This is a genomic window from Hydrogenophaga sp. FG152 (assembly GCF_057809615.1).
Map to the genome: position 1 here is coordinate 164203 of NZ_JBMDKH010000004.1, position 26195 is coordinate 190397.

Below are 26195 nucleotides of genomic sequence, written 5' to 3' on the forward strand. Positions count from 1 at the left end.
CAGCATGACATCGGGCAAGAACCCTTCTTCAGACTGGCTGGAAACCGCGCAACAGTTCCAGCAGAACCTCGTTCAACAGTGGACGCAGATGGCCCAGGCCTTTCCCGGGGCCTCAGCCCCACCATCCGCCGCCAGCGACCCTTTTGCCGCGTTCAAGGCGTTCATGCCGAAAGCGGGCGCGGCCAACCCCTTCGGCATGGCCATGCCCACGGGCGCCGCCGCCTTCCCCGGCATGCCGGCCGTGGGCGACATCTTCAGCCAGGCCAGCCAGGGCCAGGCGGTCAGCTTCGACCCGGCCCAGCTGCTGGAGATCCAGAACACCTACCTCCAGGAACTGGCCGGGTTGTGGAACCAGGGGCCGAACGTGAAGCCTGCGGGCGATCGGCGCTTCGCGTCCGATGCCTGGGCCAGCAACCCCATGGCGGCCTTCGCGGCCGCAACCTACCTGCTCAACGCCCGCACCCTCATGGCCATGGCCGAGGCGGTGCAGGGCGACGCCAAGGCGCGAACGCGCGTTCGTTTTGCCGTGCAGCAGTGGATCGACGCCAGCGCGCCCAGCAATTTCCTGGCATTCAACGCCGAAGCCCAGAAGAAGGCGATCGAGACGCAGGGTGAGAGCATCGCCAAGGGCGTGGCCAACCTGCTGCACGACATGAAGCAGGGCCACGTGTCCATGACGGACGAGAGCGTGTTCGAGGTCGGCAAGAATGTCGCCACCACCGAAGGCGCCGTGGTGTTCGAGAACGAGCTGTTCCAGCTCATCGAGTACAAGCCCCTGACCGCCAAGGTGTATGAGCGGCCTTTCCTGCTGGTGCCGCCTTGCATCAACAAGTTCTACATCCTCGACCTGCAGCCCGAGAACTCGCTGATCCGCTACTGTGTGGAGCAGGGCCATCGCACCTTCGTGGTGAGCTGGCGCAACCCCGACGAATCGCTGTCGAAGAAGACCTGGGACGAGTACATCGAGGACGCGGTCATCAAGGCCATTGCGGTCACGCAGGACATCACCGGCGCCGAGACCATCAACGCCTTGGGCTTCTGCGTGGGCGGCACCATGCTGGGCACGGCGCTGGCCGTGCTGGCCGCGCGGGGCGAGACGCCGGTGAACAGCGCGACCTTCCTCACCACGCTGCTCGACTTCACCGACACAGGCATCCTCGACGTGTTCATCGACGAGAACTTCGTGAAGTTCCGTGAGATGCAGTTCGCCGATGGCGGCCTCATGCCCGGGCGCGACCTCGCCACCACCTTCAGCTTCCTGCGCCCGAACGACCTGGTGTGGAATTACGTGGTGGGCAACTACCTCAAGGGCGAGACGCCGCCGCCGTTCGATCTGCTGTACTGGAACTCCGACAGCACCAACCTGCCCGGACCGTACTACGCCTGGTACCTGCGTCAGATGTACCTGGAGAACAACCTGGTCAAGCCGGGCAAGGTCACGGTGTGCGGCGAGAAGATCGACTTCCGCCAGGTCAAGCTGCCGGTCTACATCTACGGCTCGCGCGAAGACCACATCGTGCCCATCGGCGGGTCCTACGGCAGCACGCAGATCTTCCCGGGCAAGAAGCGCTTCGTGATGGGCGCCTCGGGCCACATCGCGGGCGTGATCAACCCCGCATCGAAGAACAAGCGCAGCCACTGGATCGGCCCGGCGGGCAAGTTCCCGGCCGACGTGAAGGACTGGATCGCCAGCGCCACCGAACACCCCGGCAGCTGGTGGACCGACTGGTCCGCCTGGCTCAAGCCGCTGGCTGGCAAGCAAATTGCTGCGCCCAAGGCGTATGGCAAGGCCAAGCGCTACACCGCCATCGAGCCCGCACCCGGCCGTTACGTCAAAGCCAAAGCCTGAACTTTTTTTTCATCCGCACCCAGGAGACATTGCATGGAAGACATCGTCATCGTTTCAGCCGCCCGCACCGCCGTGGGCAAGTTCGGCGGCACGCTCGCCAAGACGCCGGCCACCGAGCTGGGCAGCATCGTCATCAAGGCGCTGCTGGAGCGCACCGGCCTGCCGGCCGACGCCATCGGTGAAGTGATCATGGGCCAGGTGCTGGCCGCTGGCGTGGGCCAGAACCCGGCCCGCCAGGCCATGATGAAGGCCGGTGTGGCCAAGGAAACGCCGGCGCTCACCATCAACGCCGTGTGCGGCTCCGGCCTCAAGGCCGTGATGCTGGCCGCGCAGGCCGTGGCCTGGGGCGACAGCGAGATCGTGATCGCTGGTGGCCAGGAGAACATGAGCGCCTCGCCGCATGTGCTCAACGGCAGCCGCGACGGCCAGCGCATGGGCGACTGGAAGATGACCGACACCATGATCGTCGACGGCCTGTGGGACGTGTACAACCAGTACCACATGGGCATCACCGCCGAAAACGTGGCCAAGGAGCACGGCATCAGCCGCGACGCGCAGGACGCGCTTGCGCTGGGCAGCCAGCAGAAGGCCAGCGCCGCGCAGGACGCCGGCAAGTTCAAGGACGAGATCGTGGGCGTGAGCATTGCGCAACGCAAGGGCGACCCCATCGTTTTCGACACCGACGAGTTCATCAACAAGAAGACCAGCGCCGAAGCCCTGGCCGGCCTGCGCCCCGCGTTCGACAAGGGCGGCTCGGTGACGGCGGGCAACGCCTCGGGCATCAACGACGGCGCCGCCGCGGTGGTGGTGATGACCGCCAAGAAGGCCGCAGCGCTGGGCCTCAAGCCGCTGGCGCGCATCGCCGCCTTCGGCACCAGCGGCCTGGACCCGGCCACCATGGGCATGGGCCCGGTGCCGGCGTCGAAGAAGGCCCTGGCGCGCGCTGGCTGGAAGGCCAGCGACGTGGATCTGTTCGAGCTCAACGAAGCCTTCGCGGCCCAGGCTTGCGCCGTCAACAAGGCGTTGGACATCGATCCGGCGCGCGTGAACGTCAACGGCGGTGCGATCGCCATCGGCCACCCCATTGGTGCGTCCGGCTGCCGCATCCTCGTGACGCTGCTGCACGAAATGCAGCGCCGCGATGCCAAAAAGGGTCTTGCTGCTTTGTGCATCGGTGGCGGCATGGGGGTTTCCCTCGCGGTCGAACGCTGAATTCACGGTTAAATCAACAACGGATGACCGGAGGGAGGGCCTTCCGGTCACCATCGCCAAAGGCACAAGGAGCACAAGAGATGAGCAAGAAAGTCGCGTACGTCACGGGCGGCATGGGTGGCATCGGAACGGCCATCTGCCAGCGCCTGCACAAGGAAGGTTTCACGGTCATTGCGGGCTGCGGCCCCACGCGCGACTTCAAGAAGTGGCTCGACGAGCAGAAGGCTCAGGGCTACACCTTCCACGCCTCGGTCGGCAATGTCGGCGACTGGGATTCCACCGTGGAAGCCTTCACCAAGACCAAGGCGGAACACGGCACGATCGACGTGCTGGTGAACAACGCCGGCATCACGCGCGATCGCATGTTCCTGAAAATGTCGCGCGACGACTGGGACGCGGTGATCGAGACCAACCTGAACTCCATGTTCAACGTGACCAAGCAGGTCGTGGCCGACATGGTGGAAAAGGGCTGGGGCCGCATCATCAACATCTCGTCGGTCAACGGTGAGAAGGGCCAGGCTGGGCAGACCAACTACTCGGCCGCCAAGGCCGGCATGCACGGCTTCTCGATGGCGCTGGCGCAGGAACTGGCGACCAAGGGTGTCACGGTCAACACCGTGAGCCCGGGCTACATCGGCACGGACATGGTCAAGGCCATCCGCCCCGACGTGCTGGACAAGATCGTGGCCACGGTGCCGGTCAAGCGCCTGGGCGAGCCGAGCGAGATCGCGTCCATCATCGCCTGGCTGGCCAGCGAGGAGGGCGGCTACGCCACCGGTGCGGACTTCTCCGTCAACGGCGGCCTCCACATGGGCTGAATGCGTTCCCCCCGCGCCAGGCTCGCGCAGCGAGCCTGTCACCCCCCGGGGGGGCGGCACTGCCGGCCGGCGAAGCCGGACCGGCGTTGCCTTGGCCAGGGAGGCTGCGCCGCTCGACGTGCAACCCGCTTCGGCGGGTTTTTTGTTGCGGGCATGGTTCGTGCGAAAGCGTGGTGTAAATTCGACCGCACCCCCCACCCCATTTCCGCCAAGGAGTTTCCGGCCGATGCCGCACAGCGTTTCACTGATCAACACCATTGCTGCGGGCCTGGGTCTGGCACTGATCCTCGGCTTCCTGGCGGCCAAGGTGCGCCTGCCCGCGCTGGTGGGCTACCTGCTGGCGGGTGTGATCATCGGACCGTTCACGCCGGGCTTCGTGGCCGACGCCGGCATCGCTGCCCAGCTCGCCGAGATCGGTGTGATGCTGCTGATGTTCGGCGTGGGCTTGCATTTTTCCCTGGAAGACCTGCTCTCGGTGCGCAAGATCGCCTTGCCCGGCGCGGTGGTGCAGATGGCGGTCGCCACGCTGATGGGCATTGGCATGGCCATGTGGTGGTGGGACTGGAGCTTCGGCTCGGCGCTGGTCTTCGGCGTGTCGCTTTCGGTGGCCAGCACGGTGGTGCTGCTGCGGGCGCTGGAGAGCCTGGGCATTCTCGATTCCTTCACCGGCCGCATCGCGGTGGGCTGGCTGGTGGTGGAAGACCTGGCCATGGTCCTGGTGCTGGTGCTGCTGCCGCCGCTGGCGGGCTTCCTGGGCGGCAAGGGCTCGGACGGCGATCTCGATTCCATCTGGCGCACGCTGGGCTTCACCTTGCTGCAGGTGGGCGGCTTTGTGGCGCTGATGCTGGTGGTGGGGCGCCGGGTGTTCCCCTGGCTGCTCTGGCAGGTCACACGCACCGGCTCGCGCGAGTTGTTCACGCTGTGCGTGGTGGCGGCGGCGGTGAGCATCGCGTTCGCCTCGGCGGCGCTGTTCGGCGTGTCGTTCGCGCTGGGTGCCTTCTTCGCCGGCATGGTGCTGCGCGAATCGGAGTTCAGCCACCGCGCGGCCGAAGAGTCGCTGCCGCTGCGCGACGCCTTCGCGGTGCTGTTCTTTGTCTCGGTGGGCATGCTGTTCAACCCTGCGGTGCTGAGCGAGCGCCCGTTGCAGGTGCTCGGCGTCGTGCTGATCATCATCGTGGGCAAGTCGGTGGCCGCCGCCGCCCTCGTGGTGGCCATGCGCTACCCGCTCAACACCGCGCTCACCGTCTCCGCCAGCCTGGCGCAGATCGGCGAGTTCTCCTTCATCCTGGTCGGCCTGGGGGCATCGCTGGGCCTGCTGCCGCCCGAGGGGCAGAGCCTGGTGCTGGCTGGTGCGCTCATCTCCATCGCCACCAACCCGCTGTGGTTCAAGGCCATCAACCCGCTGCAGGAATGGCTGCGCAAGAACTCCGAGTTCGCGCGCAAGCTGGAGCAGCGCGACGACCCGCTGGCCGAACTGCCCATGACCACGCACGAGAAATTTCTCTCGCGCCAGGTGGTGCTGGTGGGTTACGGCCGGGTGGGGCGGCGCATCGCCGCCGCGCTGGATGAACAGCATTTGCCCTATGTGGTGGCCGAAGAGAACCGCGACATCGTCGAGCGACTGCGCGAGCGCGGCATCGCTGCCGTGTTCGGCGACGCGGCGGACCCGGCGGTGCTGATCCAGGCCCACATCGCGCGCGCCGGCATGCTGGTGATCGCCACGCCCGACACGCTCAACGTGCGGCAGATGATCGCCACCGCCCGCGCCCTCAACCCCGAGATCCAGACCGTGGTGCGCACACACAGCGAGGAAGAGGCCGGCCTGCTCGAGAAGGAAGTCGCCGGCAAGGTCTTCCTGGGTGAGGAAGAACTGGCGCAGTCGATGACGCGCTACGTGATCGAGCACTCCCGGCTCGCGAACCCGGGCGCGCGCGCCGCCGCCTGACCTCGGGTCGGCGCCAGGGCCGGTCCTACACGCCTTCGCGCACCCGTCCGACAGGCGCCCATGAAGGCGCCACCCATGATGGCCTGACATTCCAACAGGAGGCCCATCATGGCATTGACCCATTCGCCCACATTCGACGACATCGCCGTGGCACCGGCATCCGAGCACGCGGTGTCCTGGCCTGCGGTGTTCGCTGGCGCAGCCGGCGCGGCCGCGCTCTCACTGATCCTGCTCATCCTGGGCACGGGCCTGGGAATGGCATCGGTCTCGCCCTGGGTGCAGCAGGGCATCGGTGCCGCTGCCTTTGGCGTCTCGACCATCCTCTGGATTTCCTTCACCCAACTGGTGGCCTCTGGCATGGGCGGGTATCTGGCAGGTCGGCTGCGCACGCGCTGGGCCGGCGCGCAGGCCGACGAGGTCTACTTCCGCGACACCGCGCACGGCTTCCTGGCCTGGGCGGTCGCGACCCTGGCCACGGCCACGCTGCTCACCTCGGTGATCGGCGCGATCGTGGGCACCGGTGTGAACGCCGGTGCCACGGTGGCGGCCGGTGGCGCGGGTGCGGCTGGTGCAGCTGTGTCCCAGGTGGCGGGCCAGGCGGCCGGTGAAAAGGACGGAGAGGCCGACCTGGACTACTTTGTCGGCACGCTGTTCCGGACCGACGCGGCCGCCGCGTCGACGGCCGGGGCCCCGGGCGTGCTGATGGTGAACCCGTCGCCCGCCGCGATGGCCGCGGAGGCCTCGGGCATTTTTCTGACGGCCCTGAAGAACGGCGCCTTGCCGCCTGAGGACGCCAGCTACCTTGGCCAGCAGGTGGCCTTGCGCACGGGTGTCAGCGCGCAGGAAGCGCAGAAGCGCGTGACCGACACCTTTGGGCGCATGCAGGTCAAGGCCCGTGAAGCCGAAACCGCCGCGCGCGAGGCGGCCGACAAGGCGCGCAAGGCCACCGCCTATGGTTCGTTGTGGCTGTTCGTCTCGCTGCTGATCGGCGCCTTTTTCGCCAGTCTCGCCGCAACCTTCGGCGGCCGTCAGCGTGATCGCGCCTGAGTCGCACCACCCCCTCAACCTTACAAGGAGCCTTCCATGCAATCGCTGCTGCTGTTTTTCCTCGGTGTCCCGATTCCCATCATCATCTTGCTGGCCCTGCTGTTTTGACCACTGGACGGCGGCGCGAAGCGAATGTCAGGTGGAGGCGAGGTGGACCGCTTCGGTGAGCGTGGCCACCCCGAAAGGCTTCTTCAGGATGGACTTCGCGCCCAGCACCTTGCCGACACTTTCCATGTCGGCGTAGCCGGTGGCAAGAATGATGGGAATGTGGGGCCAGGAGGCCTGCACGTGGCCGATCAACTCCGCACCATTCATGCCCGGCATCACGTAGTCCACGATCAGAAGATCCGGCAGCGATTCGCGCAGTGACGCCAGCGCGGCAGCCCCGTTGCTCACCGAGGCAACCTGATGCCCCATGACCTCCAGGCTCTGCACGATGGACTGCCGGACATCCTGATCGTCTTCCACCACCAGAATGTGCTTGCGGGGCGTCGCGGCATGCGAGGGCGGTGGTTCAATCTCTTCCCGCGCGGCATCGGCCAACAAGGGAAACAGCAAGTGGATCCGGGTGCCCGAACCCATCGAGCTTTCGATCCGCGCATCACCACCGGACTGGCGGGCGAAACCATAAACCTGGGCCAATCCCAGGCCGGTGCCACTGCCCATTGGCTTGGTGGTGAAGAACGGCTCGAACACCTTTTCCTGAATCGAAGCGGGAATGCCATTGCCGGTGTCGGCAATCGTGAGGCGCACGGCCGGGACCAAGGCGCCACCGTCCAGGCCGATGCTCGCCTCTCGAGTCGAGATGGTCAGGGTCCCGCCGTCCTGCATGGCATCGCGCGCGTTGAGCACGAGGTTGAGCACGGACATTTCCAGCTGATTGGGGTCGAGCAGCGTCACCGCCTGCGGGTGGGTGAGATCGAAGCGCAGCTCGATGCGCGATCCAACGGACGTGACGATCAGTTCGCGCATGCCGTTCAGCAAAGCGTGGACGTCCGTCGGACTGGGCAGCAGCGACTGGGCCCGCGCAAATGCCAGGAGCTGGGCCGTCAATTGTGCGCCTCGCTTCACCGTGCGCCGCGCCACTTCGACCACCCGCGTGGCCTGCGGCGTCTTCTCAATGCGGGAGAGCAAGTCGAGGTTCACGCCGATGACATGAAGCAGGTTATTGAAATCGTGCGCGATACCACCCGTGAGGTGGCCGATGGCCTCCATCTTCTGCACCTGGAGCAAGGCCGACTGGGCCCGTTCGCGCTCGGCGATCTCGTTCATGAGCCGGTTGTTGGCGTCCGAGAGCTGGTGAGTGCGCCTTTCGATGCGTATTTCCAGCTCGCGGTTGAGCTGGCCCACCTTGTCGCGTGTCTCGCTCAGTTCCTGCAGCATGGCCCGCGTCGAATACTGGCGCGCCCGCGCGCGCACCGCAGCCTCCACCGCGCTGTGCAGCGTCTCGGGACTCAGGGGCCGCTCCAGCAGGATGACGTTGCCCATCAGGCGCAGCGATGCGAGCGCATTGATGGGGCGGCGTCCCGTGCGCTTGCTGCCCAGCACGACAAAAGGAAAGTCGGACCAGGATGGTTGCGAGCGCAGCCAGAGGTCCAAAGGGCTCCCGGCGAACACGGTGAACGCTTCTTCGGTGACCACGGCGGCGGCGGCACCTTGCAACATCGCGTCGAACAATGCCTCCGTGGTGAAGACCGCCTCGGCCCGGCCAAGGCCGTTGATTACTTCGCAGATGACCTGCGCATCTCGGCCGCGCGGTGCCATCACCAGAACGCGGTCTTCGGCTGAGGAGGTCATCGTGGTGCGGTGTTGTCTGCCAGCAACGCGAGATTGCCGGTGTAACGGGACACACCGGCCACCACGCCTTCAAAGTCGGTCAGCGCCTCGCCTACCTCGACCCCATCGGGGCCGAGTCGGAACTCGTGGATGGTGGTGGCGTGCTGGCTGGTGCGGCTCTTCGTGACCGATAGCGCCTTGAGCAGATTTCCCCGGGCCTCGAAATAGCGGAACATCACCACCGCATCGCTGAGATAGCTCAGATCGATGTCCTGGCGACCTTCGCCGAGCACACCGTGTTGGCCCAGCACCAGGATGGTGATGATGCCGCGCTGGTTCAGGTAGGTCAGCAATTCGTGCATCTGCAGCAGAAGGAACTTGCTGCCGGGCATGGCCTGGAGGTAGGCGTTCAGACTGTCGATCACCACCGCCCTGACGCCGTCCACCTCTACCGCGTGCCGCACCCTCGCCGCGAATTCGCCGGCCGTGACTTCCGCCGGATCGAGCGCGCTGATGAGGAAGTTGCCGCGTTCCATGGCTTCCTCGAGGCGGTAGCCCAATGCATTGGCGCGAGGCAACAAGGTGCCCAGGCCTTCGTCGAAGAGGTAGTAAGCCGCCTTTTCACCGCGTTGCATGGCGGTGTACACACAGGCCAGGGCGGTGGTGGTCTTGCCCACGCCAGAAGGCCCGACGAACAGCGTGTTGCTGCCCCGGGCCAGGCCGCCACCGAGGGCCGCGTCGAATGCCGCATTGCCGGTGCTCACGCTCTCCGCGTGGAACACCTTGTGGTGCTCGGCGGCCACCAGGCGCGGAAACACCTGAATGCCGCCGGTGTCCAGCGTGAAATCATGTTCGCCGCTGCGGAATTTGATGCCACGCATCTTGGCCACGCGCAGGTAGCGCTTGTCCGCGCCGTATTCGCCGACCACCTGGTGCAGCCAGATCACGCCGTGCGCGATGCTGCGCAATTGCATGTCCCCGGTGCGGGCGCTCAGGTCGTCCAGCATCAGCACGGTGCAGCCATGGCGCGCGAAGAAGTGCTTGAGTGCGAGCACCTGGCGGCGGTAGCGCAGTGGGTCCTGCGCCAGCAGGCGCATTTCAGAGAGGCTGTCGAAAACGACCCGTTTAGGCCTTGTGGCCTGCACCTGTTTCATCACTCCTTGCACGGTCTCGCTCAGCTCGAGTTCGGCCGGATGGATGATCGATTGCTCGGCTTCGGGGCCCAGTTCGTCGGCGCTGACCAGCTCGAAGATGCTCAGGCCCGGCTGCTCCAGATCCCAACCGTGGGACTGCGCGACGGTCTTGAGTTCCTCTCCGGTTTCGGACAGGGTCACGTACAGGCCCGTTTCGCCGACCTTCAGGCCGGCAAGCAGGAAATGGATGCCCAGGGTGGTCTTCCCTGTGCCGGGTTCACCTTCGAACAGATAGAGATGGCCGCCGGGCAAGCCTCCGTGCAGGACGTTGTCCAGACCGGTGATGCCGGTGGATGCGCGCGTTTCAAGGGGGTGGATCTTGGAGAGGGTGGGCATGCGACTTGAAGAATCGACTGTCTGGTATCGACCGGACCTTTATCGGCTGCCCGGCGACGCGCTGATGTCTCTGGCGTGGGTTTCCAGGCACCGCGAGACGATGAGCTGGACCGCGCTGGTGGCATCGGGTGTCAGACTGGCGGTGTTGTGCACCCGGGTGCGCACGGGCCGCCCCACTTCACCACCCACGCGCACCTGCGATTCCACGGTGCAGGAGAGCTCATCCCCCGACGCCAGGCCGCCCTGGTGTTCCACTTCCATGCGCAGCAAGCCCACGTAAAAAGGCTGGGGCCCGCTGTAGCTCGCCGCCACCCAGTTCCGCAGGGCCTCGGCGACCGGAGGCCGCATCTCGATAGGCAGGTTGCCGTTCGCCGTTCGAACCTTCAAATCGGTGTCATGCCGTGAATCCTGTACCTGCACGCCAGCCTCAGCGGCCGCCGGAGGTTGAAGGTCCACCTTTTGTTCTGCCGTGGCACAACCAGCAAGCGCCAGTGCGATGAGGGCAGAAGCCAAAAGACCCGAACGATGTGGTGAAAGTGTTTCCATGGCCCATTGTGGTGTTGCAAAACGGCCGATTCCACCCCGGCGAGGGCGAATCTCCTCGCGTCCTACAAGCCCGTCGGCCACTCTCCGACAAGGCGACAGCACCTTCGTCGGAATACTGGCCTCACTGTCACACCAGGTCTCCGAAGCTCCCTCCCCCGAGCTTCCCTCCGCCAGGAGGTTCAACCCGCTTCGGCGGGTTTTCTTTTGCCCGCTTGCCGGAGTGAGAAAATACCGGGGTGCAATCACATCCCACCCTGCAAGTTCCGAGTCCCTGGCGCCTGTCCGTCGCGCCCATGATGGACTGGACCGATCGCCACTGCCGCTACCTCCATCGCCTGCTCTCGACGCACACCTTGCTGTACACCGAGATGGTGACCACGGGCGCGCTCACCCACGGCAGCGTGCAACGCCACCTGCGTTTCAACGCCGAGGAACACCCGGTGGCCTTGCAGCTCGGGGGCAGCGACGCCGCCGAGCTCGCCAGCGCCGCGCGCCTGGGCGAACAATGGGGCTACGACGAGATCAACCTCAATTGCGGCTGTCCGAGCGACCGCGTGCAGCGCGGGGCCTTCGGCGCCTGCCTGATGGCCGAGCCGCAGACCGTGGCCGACGGGGTCAAGGCCATGGTGGATGCGGTGTCGATTCCCGTCACGGTCAAACACCGCATCGGCATCGACCGGGTCGAGAGCTACGACTTCGTGCGCGATTTCGTCGGCACCGTGAGCGAGGCGGGCTGCGGCGTGTTCCTGGTGCACGCGCGCAACGCCTGGCTGGACGGCCTCTCGCCCAAGGAGAACCGCGAGATTCCGCCGCTGCGCTACGAACTCGCGCACCGCCTCAAGCAGGACTTTCCGCAACTCACCTTTGCCATCAATGGCGGCTTCACCACCAACGCGCAGATCGCCGAGCACCTGCGGGCGGTCGATGGCGTGATGGTCGGCCGCGAGGCGTACCACAACCCCTGGGTGCTCACCGGCTGGGACGAGGCCTTCTTCGGCGCCGCGCCGTCCACCGTGACGCGCGAAGCGGTGGAAGAGCAGATGGTGGCCTACATGGAGCGCGCCTTCCTGGAAGACGGTTGCCCCTGGTACGCGATCGCGCGCCACATGCTGGGCCTGCGCCACGGGTTGCGCGGCGCGCGCCGCTGGCGCCAGGTGTGGAGCGATCACCGCTTGAAACCACTGCCTCCGCGCGAGGTGTGGGCCATGGCCCAGGCCCACGTGGGCCAGGAAGCCGAAACCGACGGCCTGGTGGGCGCCTGAAGCTCAGAGCCCCACGGCGCGCAGGTCGATGCGGCCCTGGTGCAGGGGCGGGCACCAGAAGTAGGCCCCGGTTTCCGGTTCCGTGAAGGAAAAGAGACCGTCAACCACGCCGTCTTCCGCGCCCGACATGCGGCGCAGCAGGGCTTCGTAGGCATCGAACGAGTGGCCGAAGGCGGTGAACATGGAGCCGCCTTCGTTGCCTTCCGCCCAGGGCATGGCACGGCGCAGCACGAACGCCGGCGGCTCGAAGTCCTCCTGGGCCGTGCGCTTCACGTGCGCCGAGGCCGGTGCGTCGTCGAGTTCTTCGTTGTTGTGGTGGGCGCGGCCGAAGACGTGGTCGCGTTGCAGTTCGGGCATGGCGGCGAAATGGCTCAAATGGTGGCGCCAGCGCTGCACCGCCAGGAAGCTGCTGCCCGCAAGCGGGCCCTGGGCAACGAGGGCCGCGGCGAGCGCGTCCTCGCCCTGCGGGTTTTCCGTGCCGTCTTCGTAGCCGCTGAGGTCGCGGTTGGTGCGGTGGCTGAAGGCGTCGGTGATGGCGCGCAGCTCGAAGGCTGGCGCCAGCAAGGCCTCCAGCTGGCGGCTGCGCAGCAGCAGCTCGCCCCGGTCGTTGCCGCGCAACCAGATCAGCAGGTCGATGGGCGTGGCCGGCAGTTTGACGAGCGCGCCCTCGATCTGGGGGAAGCTCCTGAGGCCGGGCACCTGCTTGCCGAGCACGCGCACCAGCGACTCGCCCAGGCCGACGACGGTCGCTTCGCCATCGGCGAAAGCAGCGAGTTCGCTCAGCACGGTTTGTGGTGCAGCGCCGACGCGCAACTGGCAACTGAGGTAGCGGGCCTGGGTGGGAATGGGCTGGAGGATGCCGGGTTGAGCGGGGAGTGGGGCGGACATGGGCTGTTCTTGGGAAGGGCGATGGCGGCGCGCCGAGCGGGCGCAAGCCGCGCGGCAGAAAGGAAGGCGGGACTTTACCAGCGGCCCGTGGGCCGGGACCGGTCAGGCCGCGGCTTCCAGGCCGTTCTCGAAGTGCTCGCGCATGCGCTGCACCGTCAACGCGGCGTCGCGCTGCGTGAGCGCGGCCACGATGGCGCGGTGCTCGGCCAGCGACTCTTCGATGCGCCCGCTCTTGAGCAGCGAGTTGTGGCGGTTGAGCTTCATCACCTTGCGCAGGTCGGCCACCATCTGCTCGCGCCAGCGGTTGCGCGCGAGTTCGAGCACGCGCATGTGGAACTGCTCGTTGAGCGCGAAGAAGCGGTCGCGCTCGCCCGCGGCGGCCTCCAGTTCCTGGTGCAGGGCCTGCAGGCTGGCCAGCTCCTCGTCGCTGGCGCGCGCGGCCACCACGCCGGCCGCATCCGATTCCAGCAGGGCCAGCAGGTGGTAGACATCTGCGAGGTCTTTCTCGGACACTTCGGTGACGTAGGCGCCGCGCCGTACCTTCATCGTGACCAGGCCCTCGGCGGCCAACACCTTGAGCGCTTCGCGCAACGGGGTGCGGCTGATGCCGTATTCCTCGGCGAGCTTGAGCTCGTCGATCCAGCTGCCGGGCTCGAGCTCGCGGCGGAAGATGCGCTGGCGCAGCAGCTCGGCGACTTCTTCGTACAGGGCGCGGGGCGAAAGCGACAAAGCGGACATGGTCAGAGAGGGGGTCAATCGGAAGCGGGTGACATCGGCCGGCATTGTAAGGCAATAGGAATATTTTGCATCAATAATTATGAATCATGTAGAATCCCGGCGGTCCTGATCCCGTCCAAACCGAGTTTTGCCATGAGCCAGAAACAGCCCGAATTCAACGCAGCCACCCTGGAAGCCTGGGCTCAGGCGGCACGCAAATCCGCACCCGGTGGCGATGTCTCTGCGCTGGACTGGGTCACGCCCGACGGCATCCGCGTCAAGCCGCTGTACACCGCCGAAGACACGGCCGGGCTGCCGCACACCAACACCCTGCCGGGCTTCGAGCCCTTCATCCGTGGTCCGCAGGCCACCATGTACGCGGTGCGACCGTGGACGATCCGCCAATACGCGGGCTTCTCCACCGCCGAAGAGAGCAACGCCTTCTACCGCAAGGCCCTGGCCGCGGGCGGGCAGGGGGTCTCGGTCGCGTTCGACCTGGCCACCCACCGGGGCTACGACAGCGACCACCCGCGAGTGACCGGCGACGTGGGCAAGGCCGGCGTGGCGATCGACAGCGTGGAGGACATGAAGATCCTGTTCGACCAGATCCCATTGGACAAGGTGAGCGTGTCCATGACCATGAACGGCGCGGTGCTGCCGGTGCTGGCGGGCTACGTGGTGGCGGCCGAAGAGCAGGGCGTGGGACAGGACAAGCTGAGTGGAACCATCCAGAACGACATCCTCAAGGAGTTCATGGTCCGCAACACCTACATCTTCCCGCCCGAGCCGTCGATGAAGATCATCGGCGACATCATCGAGTACACGGCGCAGCACATGCCGAAGTTCAACTCGATCTCGATCTCGGGTTACCACATGCAGGAAGCCGGCGCCAATCAGGCGCTGGAGCTGGCCTTCACGCTGGCCGATGGCAAGGAGTATGTGAAGACCGCGATCGCCAAGGGCATGGACGTGGACGACTTCGCCGGCCGCCTGTCGTTCTTCTGGGCGATCGGCATGAACTTCTACCTGGAGATCGCCAAGATGCGCGCGGCCCGCCTGCTGTGGACGCGCATCATGAAGGGCTTCAACGCCAGGAACCCCAAGAGCCTGATGCTGCGCACGCACTGCCAGACCTCGGGCTGGTCGCTCACCGAGCAGGACCCCTACAACAACGTGGTGCGCACCGCCATCGAGGCCATGGCCGCGGTGTTCGGCGGCACGCAGTCGCTGCACACCAACTCGTTCGACGAGGCCATCGCGCTGCCCACCGAGTTCAGCGCGCGCATCGCGCGCAACACGCAGCTCATCATCCAGGAAGAGACGCACATCACCAATGTGGTGGACCCCTGGGCCGGCAGCTACATGATGGAGAGCCTCACGCAGGAGATGGCCGACAAGGCCTGGGCCATCATCGAGGAAGTCGAGGCCATGGGCGGCATGACCAAGGCGGTGGACAGCGGCTGGGCCAAGCTCAAGATCGAGGCCGCCGCCGCCGAGAAGCAGGCGCGCATCGACTCCGGCAAGGACGTGATCGTCGGCGTCAACAAGTACAAGCTGGGCAAGGAAGACCCGATCGAGGCGCGCGACATCGACAACGTGGCCGTGCGCGACGGGCAGATCGCCCGCCTGAAACAGATCAAGGCCACGCGCGACGCGGCGAAGGTGCAGGCCGCGCTGGAGGCGCTCACCGCCGCCGCCGAGAGCGGTGAGGGCAACCTGCTGGATCTGTCGATCCAGGCCATCCGCCTGCGCGCCACGGTGGGCGAGGTGAGCGATGCGCTGGAAAAGGTTTACGGGCGCCACCGCGCCGACACGCAAAAGGTGACCGGTGTGTACGCAGCTGCCTACGATTCCGCCGAGGGCTGGGACGCCCTCAAGACCGAGATCAATGCCTTTGCCGAAGAGCAGGGTCGCCGCCCGCGAGTGATGATCAGCAAGCTCGGGCAGGACGGCCACGACCGGGGTGCCAAAGTGGTGGCCACGGCGTTCGCCGACCTCGGCTTCGACGTCGACATGGGTCCGCTGTTCCAGACGCCCGAAGAATGCGCGCGCCAGGCGATCGAGAACGACGTGCACGCGGTGGGCGTGTCCACCCTGGCCGCCGGCCACAAGACCCTGGTGCCAGCCATCATCGCCGAGCTGAAGAAGCAGGGCGCGGACGACATCATCGTGTTCGTGGGTGGCGTCATTCCCCGGCAGGACTACGAGTTCCTGTACGAGTCGGGCGTCAAGGGCATCTACGGCCCGGGCACGCCGATCCCGGCCAGCGCGAAGGACGTTCTGGAACAGATCCGGAAGGCCCAGGGGTGACCCCTCAGGCATTGCTTGATGGCATCGTGCGCGGCGAACCCGCCGCGCAGCGCCGCGCCATGGCCAAGGCCATCACGCTGCTGGAGTCCACCCGCGCGGACCACCGTGCCCAGGGCGACGAGCTGCTCACCGCCTTGCTGCCGCACACCGGGAACGCATTGCGCCTGGGCATCAGCGGCGTGCCGGGCGTGGGCAAGAGCACCTTCATCGAGGCGCTGGGCCTGTACCTGATCGGGAAGGGGCACCGCGTGGCGGTGCTGACCATCGACCCGTCCTCTTCCGTCTCGGGCGGCTCGATCCTGGGCGACAAGACGCGCATGGAAAAACTCTCGGTGCACGACCAGGCCTACATCCGGCCCAGCCCGAGCAGCGGCACGCTGGGCGGCGTGGCCGAGAAAACGCGCGAGGCCATGCTGGTCTGCGAAGCGGCCGGCCACGACATCGTGATCGTCGAGACCGTGGGCGTGGGCCAGAGCGAGACCGCCGTGAGCGGCATGACCGACATGTTCGTGCTGATGCAGCTGCCCAACGCTGGCGACGACCTGCAGGCGATCAAGAAGGGCGTGATGGAGCTGGCCGACCTGGTGGTCATCAACAAGGCCGATCTCGACCCCGACGCCGCCACGCGCGCGCGCGCCCAGATCACTTCCTCGCTGCGCCTGCTCGGCTTGCACGGCCACCCCGAACACGCCCACCACAACGACGGCCTCTGGCATCCGCAGGTGATCCAGCTCAGCGCCCTTCATGGGCGGGGCGTGGACGCCTTCTGGGCCGAGGTCTCGCGGTTTCGCACGCTGCAGACCGCCAACGGCCAGCTCGCCCAGCGCCGCCAGCAACAGGCCCGCGCCTGGATGTGGGAGCGCATCGACGCCGGTCTCAAGCAACGTTTTCGCGCCCACCCCGGGGTGCGCGCCAACCTCGACGAGACCACCCGCCGGGTGCTGGCGGGCGAACTGCCGCCGTCCACCGCGGCGCGCCAGCTGCTCGACCTCTTTGACTGACCGAACGTTTCCTCCGGAGAACCACCATGCAGGACATCCTTGAACAACTCGAACGCAAGCGCGCTGCGGCGCGGCTGGGCGGTGGCGAGAAGCGCATCGCCGCGCAGCACGCCAAGGGCAAGCTGAGCGCGCGCGAGCGGCTGGAGGTGCTGCTCGACGAGGGCACTTTCGAAGAGTGGGACATGTTTGTCGAGCACCGCTGCACCGACTTCGGCATGCAGGACAACAAGATCCCCGGCGACGGCGTGGTGACCGGCTACGGCATGATCAACGGCCGCCTGGTGTTCGTGTTCAGCCAGGACTTCACCGTCTTCGGCGGCGCGCTGTCCGAAGCGCACGCCGAGAAGATCTGCAAGGTGATGGACCAGGCGATGAAGGTCGGCGCGCCAGTGATCGGCCTGAACGACTCGGGCGGCGCGCGCATCCAGGAAGGCGTGGCTTCGCTCGGCGGTTATGCCGACGTGTTCCAGCGCAACGTGATGGCCTCGGGCGTGGTGCCGCAGATCAGCATGATCATGGGGCCCTCGGCCGGCGGCGCGGTGTACTCGCCGGCCATGACCGACTTCATCTTCATGGTCAAGGACTCGAGCTACATGTTCGTCACCGGCCCCGAAGTGGTGAAGACGGTGACGCACGAGGAGGTGACCTCCGAGGAACTGGGCGGCGCGATCACGCACACCACCAAGAGCGGCGTGGCCGACCTGGCCTTCGAGAACGACGTGGAGGCGCTGCTGATGCTGCGCCGCCTCTACAACTACCTGCCGCTCAACAACCGCGAGAAGGCGCCGGTGCGCCCCAGCGGCGACCCGATCGACCGCATGGAGCTCAGCCTGGACTCGCTGGTGCCCGAGAACCCGAACAAGCCGTACGACATGAAGGAGCTCATCGTGAAGACGGTGGACGACGGCGACTTCTTCGAGCTGCAGCCCGAGTACGCCAAGAACATCCTCATCGGCTTCGCCCGCATGGACGGCCAGACCGTGGGCATCGTGGCCAACCAGCCGCTGGTGCTGGCCGGCTGCCTGGATATCAAGAGCTCGATCAAGGCCGCGCGCTTCGTGCGCTTCTGCGATGCCTTCAACATCCCCGTGGTCACCTTCGTCGACGTGCCCGGCTTCATGCCCGGCACCTCGCAGGAGTACGGCGGCATCATCAAGCACGGCGCCAAGCTGCTCTACGCGTATGCCGAGTGCACCGTGCCCAAGATCACCGTGATCACACGCAAGGCCTACGGCGGCGCCTACGACGTGATGAGTTCCAAGCACCTGCGCGGCGACGTGAACTTCGCCTGGCCCAACGCCGAGATCGCGGTGATGGGCGCGAAGGGCGCGGTGGAGATCATCTTCCGCGAAGAGAAGAAGGACCCGGTCAAGCTCGCGCAGCGCGAGGCCGAGTACAAGGCCCGCTTCGCCAACCCCTTCGTGGCGGGCGCGCGCGGCTTCATCGACGACGTCATCCTGCCGCACGAGACGCGCAAGCGCATCTGCCGCAGCCTGGTGATGCTCAAGGACAAGAAGCTCGAAAACCCGTGGCGCAAGCACGGCAACATCCCGCTGTGAACAGGCCCACCCCCCGCGCCGCGCTTCGCGCGTCACCCCCTCAAGGGGGCAGCGCCAGCGGCCCGGCAAAGCCGGTTCCGCGGCACTTCTGGAATGTTGCTCCGGACATGAGTCGGTAAAGAACAGATTGGACAAATGATGTTTACCAAGATCCTGATTGCCAACCGTGGCGAGATTGCCTGCCGTGTGATCGCCACCGCCAAGAAGATGGGCATCGCCACGGTGGCGGTGTACTCCGAGGCCGACAAGGAAGCGCGCCACGTGCAACTGGCCGACGAGGCTGTGCTGCTCGGCCCGGCGCCCTCGCGCGAGTCCTACCTGGTCGCGGACAAGATCATCGAGGCCGCCAAGCGCACCGGCGCCCAGGCCATCCACCCGGGCTATGGCTTCCTGTCGGAGAACGAGGCCTTCGCCAAGCGCGTGGAAGACGAGGGCATGGCCTTCATCGGCCCGCGGCACTTCAGCATCGCCGCCATGGGCGACAAGATCGCCTCGAAGAAGCTGGCCAACGAAGCCAAGGTCAACACCATCCCGGGCTGGAACGACGCCATCGAGTCCGCCGACCGCGCGGTGGAGATCGCCCGCGACATCGGCTACCCCGTGATGATCAAGGCCAGCGCGGGCGGCGGCGGCAAGGGCCTGCGCGTGGCCTTCAACGACAAGGAAGCGCTGGAGGGTTTCACCAGCTGTCGCAACGAGGCGCGCAACAGCTTCGGCGACGACCGCATCTTCATCGAGAAGTTCGTGCAGGAGCCGCGCCACATCGAGATCCAGGTGCTGGGCGATTCGCACGGCAACGTGATCTACCTCAACGAGCGCGAATGCTCCATCCAGCGCCGCCACCAGAAGGTGATCGAAGAGGCGCCATCGCCCTTCATCTCGGAGGCCACCCGCAAGGCCATGGGCGAGCAGGCCGTGGCCCTGGCCAAGGCGGTGAAGTACCAGAGCGCTGGCACGGTGGAGTTCGTGGTCGGCAAGAACCAGGACTTCTACTTCCTGGAGATGAACACGCGCCTGCAGGTCGAGCACCCGGTGACGGAGTGCATCACCGGGCTGGACCTGGTGGAGCTGATGATCCGCGTGGCGGCTGGCGAGAAGCTGCCGCTGACGCAGGCCCAGGTGCAGCGCAACGGCTGGGCCATCGAGTGCCGCATCAACGCCGAAGACCCGTTCCGCAACTTCCTGCCCAGCACCGGCCGCCTGGTGCGTTTCGCGCCGCCGGCGCAGAGCATGTTCCAGAGCAACACGGCCGACCTGCTCGGTGTGCGCGTGGACACCGGTGTGCAGGATGGTGGCGAGATTCCGATGTTCTACGACTCGATGATCGCCAAGCTCATCGTGCACGGCAAGGACCGGCTGGACGCCATTGCCAAGATGCGCGAGGCGCTCAATGGCTTCGTGATCCGGGGCATCAGCAGCAACATTCCCTTCCAGGCCGCGCTGCTGGCGCACCCGAAATTCGTCGCGGGCGACTTCAACACCGGCTTCATCGCCGAGCACTATGGCCAGGGTTTCCGCGCCGAAGACGTGCCGCACAGCGACCCGGACTTCCTCGTCGCCCTGGCCGCCTTCGTGCGGCGCAAGTCGCGCGAGCGCGCCGCAGGCCTGTCGGGCCAGTTGCCTGGCTATGGCGTGAAGGTCGGTCACGACTACTCGGTGATCGTGCTCGACGCCCAGGGCGAACACGCCTACAAGTCCGTGCATGTGGACGAGGTGGTGGGCCAGCTCGGCTCGGCCGTGGTGACGGTGGACGGCAAGCGCTACGCGATGTCCAGTCCCTCGCGACTGAACGATATCTGCGTGACAGGCACCTGCAACGGCCAGCCCTACACGGCGCAGATCGAGCGCGGCACGCCGCGCAACCCGCTGGCCCTGGTGGTGCAGCACAACGGCACGCGCATCGAGACCATGGTGGTGTCGCCGCGCATGGCCGAGCTGCACGCCCTCATGCCTTTCAAGGCGCCGGCCGACATGAGCAAATACGTGCTCTCGCCCATGCCGGGGCTGCTGGTCGAGGTGGCGGTGCAGCCGGGCCAGAAGGTGCAGGCCGGTGAGCGCGTGGCCGTGATCGAGGCCATGAAGATGGAGAACGTGCTGTTCGCCGCCGCCGACGGCGTGGTCTCCAAGGTGCTGGCGAAGATGGGCGAATCGCTGGTGGTGGACCAGCCGATCGTCGAATTCGGCTGAGGCGCCGTTGAGCACCTTTGGATACGGACAGCGGGCCGTGAAATGCGCTAACCTGCAAAGCCACCCGGCTCTGAAGGATTCGCATGAAGCATGGTCTGGCTTTCGCCCTGGGATGTTTGCGCGATCCGCGCCGCATGGGTGCCATCGCACCGGCTTCCCGGGCGCTGGCCCGGGCCATCGTGAGCGAGGTCTGGCGCAGCCAGCCGGGCGTGCTGATCGAGGTGGGCGCGGGCACCGGCGCCATCACGCGCGAGCTGGCCATGTCGTTCGCGGCGCTGGAGCGTTTCGTGGTGATCGAGCGCGACCCCGACTTTGCCCGCCTGCTGCGCCACGCCTTCCCGTTGGCCGAGGTGCTCAACCACTGTGCCTCCGACGTGAACCAGCTCACGATCGAGGCGCGCTCGCCCGTCACGCTGGTGTCGTCCCTGCCGCTGCTGTCCATGCCGCGTGACGAAGCCCGCGAGTGCGTGAGCGCCATGCTGACCTTGATCGGCCGCCAGCCGGGCTCGCGCCTGATCCAGTACACCTACGCGGCGCCGCACCTGCGGCCCTTCAACGGCATCCCCCCGGGCTGGCATTGGCGGCGCTCGGCCTCGGTCTGGGCCAACCTGCCGCCGGCCACGGTCTGGGCGCTGGAGCGCGCGCCCGTTTCCCTCAACGGAGTTCATTGAGACATGCCTTCCTCCTCACGTCCTTTCAAGGTGCTGGGCATCCAGCAGATCGCCATTGGCGGGCCTGACAAGCAGCGCCTGCAGAAGCTCTGGGTCGACATGCTGGGCCTGGAGATCACGGGCACCTTCCGCAGCGAACGCGAGAACGTGGACGAGGACATCTGCGCCATCGGCTCCGGCCCGTTCAAGGTCGAGGTCGACCTGATGCAGCCGCTGGACCCCGAGAAGAAGCCGGCGGTGCACACCACGCCGCTCAACCACATCGGGCTGTGGATCGACAACCTGCCCACCGCCGTGCAGTGGCTCAGCGCCCAGGGCGTGCGTTTCGCGCCGGGCGGCATCCGAAAGGGCGCGGCGGGCTTCGACATCACCTTCCTGCACCCCAAGGCGAATGAGGAATTCCCGATCGCGGGTGAGGGCGTGCTGATCGAATTGGTGCAGGCGCCCCCCGAGGTGGTGAGCGCTTTCGCTCGACTGGCCGCCCAGCCGGTCTGATTCCCGGGACGGGTGGCGCAGCGCCCGGAGCAGGGCGGCTTTTCGGGTGCTGTTCGGCGCACCGCGGCCCGGGCCGCGAACTTAATCTTGTGACCTGTGAAGGCTGTGCCAGGGTTGGTGCGGCCCACCCCTTGTCGCAGGAGTTCCGCATGAACCCGTCACCCGGCCAAGATTCGAAAGACCTCGCCCGCGCGTCCGGCTGGCTGGGGCGAGGCATGGCGCCCGCCTGGCCGGCCGAACTGCTGGAGCCCTTCTGCCTGCGCATGTCGTCCCAGGGCATGTGCGTGAGCCGGGCGCTGATGATCTGCGACCGCCGCTACGCGCTGGAACAACTCGCGCATGCCCACAACATGGCCGACGACACGCTGCGGATGATGGCCGTGCAGCTGTTCCGGCATTTCGAAGCCCGCCAGTCCGGCATCGCCGGTCTGCATTGAGCCCACGGGGTTTCCCCGGCTCAAGGCCGATGGCGCGGCACCGATAAGAACCCATCTACACCGAGGAGCGGTACACCCATGTCCGGATTCCATCCGCTGTTGCCAGGCATTGCCCTGCTGCGCCGGTTCCGCCTGCGCGGCAAGCTTCTGCTGCTCGCGGCCTTGTCGGTCCTGCCCCCGCTGCTCGCCTGGGGCCTGCAAGGCCCTGACGGGCTGCACGGCAGCGCCCTGATGGTCGCGATCGCGGGCCTGGCCCTGCTGGCCTACCTCATGGTCTCGTTCTATGTCAGCTTCACCGCCGACTTCCAGCAGGTGCTCGGTGCCATGGGGCAGACGGTGTCGGGCAACCTTCGGTCCACCATCCGCGTGCAGGGCGACGACGAACTGGCCGAGCTGGCCCGCCTGCTGGACCGCACAATCGGCAACCTCTCGGCCATGGTGGCCGAGGTGCGCAGCAATTCCGCGCTCGTCGCCCACGCCGGCAAGAGCCTGGCGATCGGCAACCGAGACCTCGCCGACCGCACGGAGCAGCAGGCCGCGAACCTGGAGCAGACGGCGGCCAGCGTGCACGAGCTCTCAGGCACGGTGCAGCAGAACGCCCGCACCGCAGGCGAGTCCGACCAGCAGGCCGCGCAGGTGCGCGATGTGGCCGAGTCGGGCGCGAAGTACATGGGTCATGCGGTCGAGTCGGTCGAAGGCATCCAGAAGAGCGCGCAGCAGATGAACGAGATCATCGGCGTGATCGACAGCATCGCGTTCCAGACCAACATCCTCGCGCTGAACGCGGCGGTGGAAGCCGCGCGCGCCGGTGAACAGGGTCGGGGTTTCGCGGTGGTGGCCGCCGAGGTGCGCACGCTGGCACAGCGCTCGTCCGCCTCGGCCAAGGAAATCCGCGAGCTGATCGAGGCCTCGCGCAGCCAGGTGGAGGCGGGCGTGGCCCAGATCCGCACGGCCGGCAACAGCATTGGACAGATCGTCACCGGCGTGCGCGGTGTGGCGGCCAACATGTCGCTGATCTCGGCGTCGAGCGCCGAGCAGAGCACCGGCCTGAGCGAGATCTCGGCGGCCGTGACCCAGCTCGACCAGATCACCCAGCACAACGCCCAGATGGTGGAACGCGCGGTGCAGCAGGCCAACCAGCTGGAACAGCGCGCGGCCCACCTGTCGAAGGCGGTGTCGTCCTTCATGCTGCAGCAGGGCACGGCCGACGAGGCCATGCAGCTGGTGAGCCGTGCCTTGGCCCAGCGCAAACAAGGCGGGCGCGAGGCGTTTTCGCGCTCGATCACCGAACCCTCCGGCGGCTTCCACGACCGCGACATGTACGTCTTCGCGCTCGACAGCACCGGCGTCTACCGCGCCTTTGGCGGCAAGCCCGAGAAGGTGGGCAGCCGGGTGCAGGACATCGCGGGCGTCGACGGCCAGGCCTTGCTAAACGCGATCATCGCGCAGGGCGAGGCGGGTGAGGGCTGGGTGGAGTACGACATCGCCAACCCGGTCACCGGCGCCATCCAGGCCAAGATGTCCTACGTGATGAAGATCGACGATCTCTACGTGGGCTGCGGCGTCTACAAGACCGTGGCCGCGCGCCAGGGCGCCTGAAGGGGCGGGTCAGCCGCCGGTCTGCCCGCGCCTGGCTCGGGAACGGGCCAGCGCGGCTTCGATCACGGCGCGCTTCTTGTCCAGCACGGCCTCGTCGCTGATCTTCGAGTGCGCGGCCAGATCGGCCAGTTTCTCGCGCGCCTTCGTTTCAAGCCGCGCCTCGTGTTCCCGCTTCTCGCGCGCCAGGCGCTGCTGCCGCAGGGTGTAGCGCTCGCGCCCCTGCGCGGCCTGTTCGGCCGACCAGGCCTGCCAGCCGGTGCGCTCACCGCTCACGATCTCCAGCGAGATGCAGTCCACCGGGCAGACCGGCAGGCACAGCTCGCAGCCGGTGCAATAGGGCTCCACCACGGTGTGCATGCGCTTGTGGATGCCGAGGATGGCGTCGGTGGGGCAGGCCTGGATGCACAGCGTGCAGCCGATGCACCAGGCCTCGTCGATCACCGCCACGGTGACCGGGCCTTCGATGCCAAAGCGGTGGTCCAGCGGCTGCACGGGCTGGCCGGTGAGGGCGGAAAGCCGCTCGATGCCTTCGGCCCCGCCGGGCGGACACTGGTTGATGCCCGCTTCGCCGTGCGCGATGGCCTGCGCATAGCTCGCGCAGTCGGGGTAACCGCAACGCGTGCACTGGGTCTGCGGCAGGGCGGCGTCGATGCGCCGGGCGAGGTCGTTCATGCCCGCGAATATACCGGCGCCGCCAGGGCGCCGTGGGCTTCGCCGCTCAGGCCTTGGCGGCCTTGCGGCTGGCCGTCTTGCGGGCCGCTGCCGGTGCTTTGGCGGCCGGTTTGCGCGCCACGGCCTTGGGGGCCACTTTCACGGCCGGCTTCGCGGCGGCAGGCGCGGCATCCGCGGCGGGCTGGTGCGCGCGGATGAAGGTCTTGACCACCGGGTGCACCATGTCGCGCCAGCGCCGGCCGCTGAAAATGCCGTAGTGGCCGGCGCCCTGCGCCTCGTAGTGCATCTGGTGCGTCTTGGGGATGCCGGTGCACAGGTCGTGCGCGGCGGCCGTCTGCCCGGAGCCGGAAATGTCGTCGAGTTCGCCTTCCACCGTGAGCAGGGCGGTGCGTTTGATGTCCTGCGGACGCACGCGCTCCAGCGCACCCTGTTCGTTCTTCACGTCCCAGGTGCCGTTGACCAGCTTGAATTCCTGGAACACCGTCTCGATGGTTTCGAGGTAGTAGTCGGCGTCCATGTCGAGCACGGCGTTGTACTCGTCGTAGAACTTGCGGTGGCTCTCGGCGCTGGAGTTGTCGCCCTTGATCAGGTCCTTGAAATAGTCGTAGTGGCTCGACGCATGGCGGTCGGGGTTCATGGCCACGAAACCGGTGTGCTGCAGGAAGCCCGGGTACACGCGGCGGCCGGCGCCGGGGAAGTTGTCGGGCACGCGGTAGATCACGTTGTTCTCGAACCACTGGTGGCTGCGCTGCGTGGCCAGGTTGTTCACCGCCGTGGGTGACTTGCGCGCGTCGATGGGGCCGCCCATCATGGTCATGGACAGTGGCGTGGTCTCGCCCCGGCTGGCCATCAGCGAGACCGCCGCGAGCACCGGCACGGTGGGCTGGCAGACGCTCATCACATGGCAGTTGCCGTAGCCCTGCTGCAGGTAGCGGATGAACTCCTGGATGTAGTTCACGTAGTCGTCCAGATGGAACTCGCCATCGGCCATCGGCACGAGGCGGGCGTTCTTCCAGTCGGTGATGTAGACCTTGTGGTCCTTGAGCATGGTGCGCACGGTGTCGCGCAGGAGCGTGGCGTAGTGGCCCGAGAGCGGGGCGACGATGAGCACCACCGGCTGGCCCTTGAGCTTGGCCAGCGTCTCGGTGTCGTCGGAGAAACGCTTGAAGCGGCGCAGTTCGCAGAACGGCTTGTCGATCTCGATGCGCTCGTGGATCGCGACGTCCACCCCATCCACATCCACGGTGTGGATGCCGAACACCGGCTTCTCGTAGTCCTTCCCCAGCCGGTGCATCAGGTCGTAACCGGCGGAAATGCGCTGGGCGCCCGGCAACTGGGCCAGGGGCAGCATGGGGTTGGTGAAGAGTTTGGACGCCACCTCGGCCAAGTCGGCGAACGGCTCCATGATCGAGCGCTGGGTTTCGTAAATCTGGTACAGCATGGGGCGTCGAAACTGGTTATGTTGCAGTGCAATATAGCAGCATGTGCAAGCCCTTGTGAGGGTGAAAACACTATACCCCCGGGTGTTGTTGTCACCTTCGTGAAAGAATCCTGCCGGACGGAACTTCGCGCCGGGCGGCCGGCTCCATGGCTTTTCCGTCCGCTCCCTACCATGCAACGTCGCCCCCTATTGATGGCGGGCGGGGCCCTCGCGGTCACCGCCCTTGGAACCTAC

The 26195-nt window shown here is 66.7% G+C and carries 21 protein-coding genes; 14 read left to right on the forward strand and 7 right to left on the reverse strand.

Annotation, left to right across the window (positions count from 1 at the left end; genetic code table 11):
- The first annotated feature begins 4 nt into the window (after positions 1-4).
- From ACODTB_RS07000 to ACODTB_RS07020, 5 genes are all read left to right on the forward strand, one after another.
- A complete protein-coding gene (locus ACODTB_RS07000; protein ID WP_291116611.1) occupies positions 5-1849 on the forward strand; it encodes a PHA/PHB synthase family protein in 1845 nt (614 codons plus the stop codon).
- 33 nt (positions 1850-1882) lie between these two features.
- Entirely contained in the window at positions 1883-3061 is a 1179-nt protein-coding gene (locus ACODTB_RS07005) for an acetyl-CoA C-acetyltransferase (RefSeq protein WP_291116614.1), read from the forward strand.
- An 80-nt stretch (positions 3062-3141) separates the two neighbouring features.
- A complete protein-coding gene (gene phbB / locus ACODTB_RS07010) occupies positions 3142-3879 on the forward strand; it encodes an acetoacetyl-CoA reductase (protein WP_291116616.1) in 738 nt (245 codons plus the stop codon).
- Between the two features lie 226 nt (positions 3880-4105).
- Entirely contained in the window at positions 4106-5824 is a 1719-nt protein-coding gene (locus ACODTB_RS07015) for a cation:proton antiporter domain-containing protein (RefSeq protein WP_488929188.1), read from the forward strand.
- Positions 5825-5932: 108 nt separating this feature from the next.
- Positions 5933-6871, forward strand: coding sequence for a hypothetical protein (locus ACODTB_RS07020; protein WP_291116622.1), 939 nt, complete (start codon positions 5933-5935; stop codon positions 6869-6871).
- Between the two features lie 135 nt (positions 6872-7006).
- Here the strand turns inward: ACODTB_RS07020 and ACODTB_RS07025 are convergent, their stop codons facing one another.
- Genes ACODTB_RS07025 through ACODTB_RS07035 form a run of 3 tightly spaced genes read right to left on the reverse strand, consistent with a single transcriptional unit; the run spans position 7007 to position 10722 of the window.
- Positions 7007-8668 (reverse strand): response regulator, encoded by a 1662-nt coding sequence (locus ACODTB_RS07025; protein WP_291116625.1) that lies wholly within the window; start codon positions 8666-8668, stop codon positions 7007-7009.
- Positions 8665-10176: an ATPase domain-containing protein gene (locus ACODTB_RS07030; protein WP_488929189.1), complete on the reverse strand. Its 1512-nt coding sequence runs from the start codon at positions 10174-10176 to the stop codon at positions 8665-8667. The genes ACODTB_RS07025 and ACODTB_RS07030 overlap by 4 nt, the downstream gene beginning before the upstream one ends.
- Positions 10177-10215: 39 nt before the next feature.
- Positions 10216-10722: a hypothetical protein gene (locus tag ACODTB_RS07035; protein WP_291116631.1), complete on the reverse strand. Its 507-nt coding sequence runs from the start codon at positions 10720-10722 to the stop codon at positions 10216-10218.
- Between the two features lie 236 nt (positions 10723-10958).
- Between ACODTB_RS07035 and dusA the strand changes: the two genes are divergently transcribed.
- Complete coding sequence (gene dusA / locus ACODTB_RS07040; protein WP_291116634.1) at positions 10959-11984, forward strand: tRNA dihydrouridine(20/20a) synthase DusA; 1026 nt, start codon at positions 10959-10961, stop codon at positions 11982-11984.
- A gap of 3 nt (positions 11985-11987) precedes the next feature.
- On the opposite strand, the gene ACODTB_RS07045 is transcribed toward dusA, so the two are convergent.
- Both ACODTB_RS07045 and ACODTB_RS07050 read right to left on the reverse strand, forming a co-directional pair.
- The gene (locus ACODTB_RS07045; RefSeq protein WP_291116637.1) at positions 11988-12872 is read right to left on the reverse strand and encodes a Dyp-type peroxidase; all 885 of its coding nucleotides are present in this window, start codon (positions 12870-12872) and stop codon (positions 11988-11990) included.
- 102 nt (positions 12873-12974) lie between these two features.
- The gene (locus ACODTB_RS07050; RefSeq protein ID WP_291116640.1) at positions 12975-13610 is read right to left on the reverse strand and encodes a GntR family transcriptional regulator; all 636 of its coding nucleotides are present in this window, start codon (positions 13608-13610) and stop codon (positions 12975-12977) included.
- Between the two features lie 132 nt (positions 13611-13742).
- Between ACODTB_RS07050 and scpA the strand changes: the two genes are divergently transcribed.
- The 8 genes from scpA to ACODTB_RS07090 all read left to right on the forward strand — a co-directional run bounded on the left by scpA (position 13743) and on the right by ACODTB_RS07090 (position 23848).
- Positions 13743-15899 (forward strand): methylmalonyl-CoA mutase, encoded by a 2157-nt coding sequence (scpA, locus tag ACODTB_RS07055; RefSeq protein WP_291116643.1) that lies wholly within the window; start codon positions 13743-13745, stop codon positions 15897-15899.
- Entirely contained in the window at positions 15896-16900 is a 1005-nt protein-coding gene (gene meaB / locus ACODTB_RS07060) for a methylmalonyl Co-A mutase-associated GTPase MeaB (RefSeq protein ID WP_291116646.1), read from the forward strand. Before scpA ends, meaB begins: the two co-directional genes overlap by 4 nt.
- Before the next feature lie 26 nt (positions 16901-16926).
- Positions 16927-18459 (forward strand): acyl-CoA carboxylase subunit beta, encoded by a 1533-nt coding sequence (locus tag ACODTB_RS07065; RefSeq protein ID WP_291116648.1) that lies wholly within the window; start codon positions 16927-16929, stop codon positions 18457-18459.
- A 138-nt stretch (positions 18460-18597) separates the two neighbouring features.
- Complete coding sequence (locus ACODTB_RS07070; protein WP_291116651.1) at positions 18598-20646, forward strand: acetyl-CoA carboxylase biotin carboxylase subunit; 2049 nt, start codon at positions 18598-18600, stop codon at positions 20644-20646.
- Between the two features lie 83 nt (positions 20647-20729).
- Complete coding sequence (locus tag ACODTB_RS07075) at positions 20730-21317, forward strand: class I SAM-dependent methyltransferase (protein WP_291116654.1); 588 nt, start codon at positions 20730-20732, stop codon at positions 21315-21317.
- A gap of 3 nt (positions 21318-21320) precedes the next feature.
- Positions 21321-21812, forward strand: a complete 492-nt coding sequence (locus ACODTB_RS07080; protein WP_291116657.1) for a VOC family protein — start codon at positions 21321-21323, stop codon at positions 21810-21812.
- A gap of 149 nt (positions 21813-21961) precedes the next feature.
- Positions 21962-22249 carry a hypothetical protein gene (locus ACODTB_RS07085; protein ID WP_291116659.1) on the forward strand — a complete coding sequence of 96 codons (288 nt, stop codon included), beginning with the start codon at positions 21962-21964 and terminating at the stop codon, positions 22247-22249.
- Positions 22250-22327: 78 nt separating this feature from the next.
- On the forward strand, positions 22328-23848 hold the full coding sequence (locus tag ACODTB_RS07090; protein ID WP_291116663.1) for a methyl-accepting chemotaxis protein: 1521 nt from the start codon (positions 22328-22330) through the stop codon (positions 23846-23848).
- A 9-nt stretch (positions 23849-23857) separates the two neighbouring features.
- On the opposite strand, the gene rsxB is transcribed toward ACODTB_RS07090, so the two are convergent.
- The gene (gene rsxB, locus ACODTB_RS07095) at positions 23858-24520 is read right to left on the reverse strand and encodes an electron transport complex subunit RsxB (RefSeq protein WP_291116666.1); all 663 of its coding nucleotides are present in this window, start codon (positions 24518-24520) and stop codon (positions 23858-23860) included.
- Positions 24521-24566: 46 nt separating this feature from the next.
- Complete coding sequence (locus ACODTB_RS07100) at positions 24567-25961, reverse strand: polyhydroxyalkanoate depolymerase (protein ID WP_291116670.1); 1395 nt, start codon at positions 25959-25961, stop codon at positions 24567-24569.
- Positions 25962-26195: the final 234 nt, after the last annotated feature.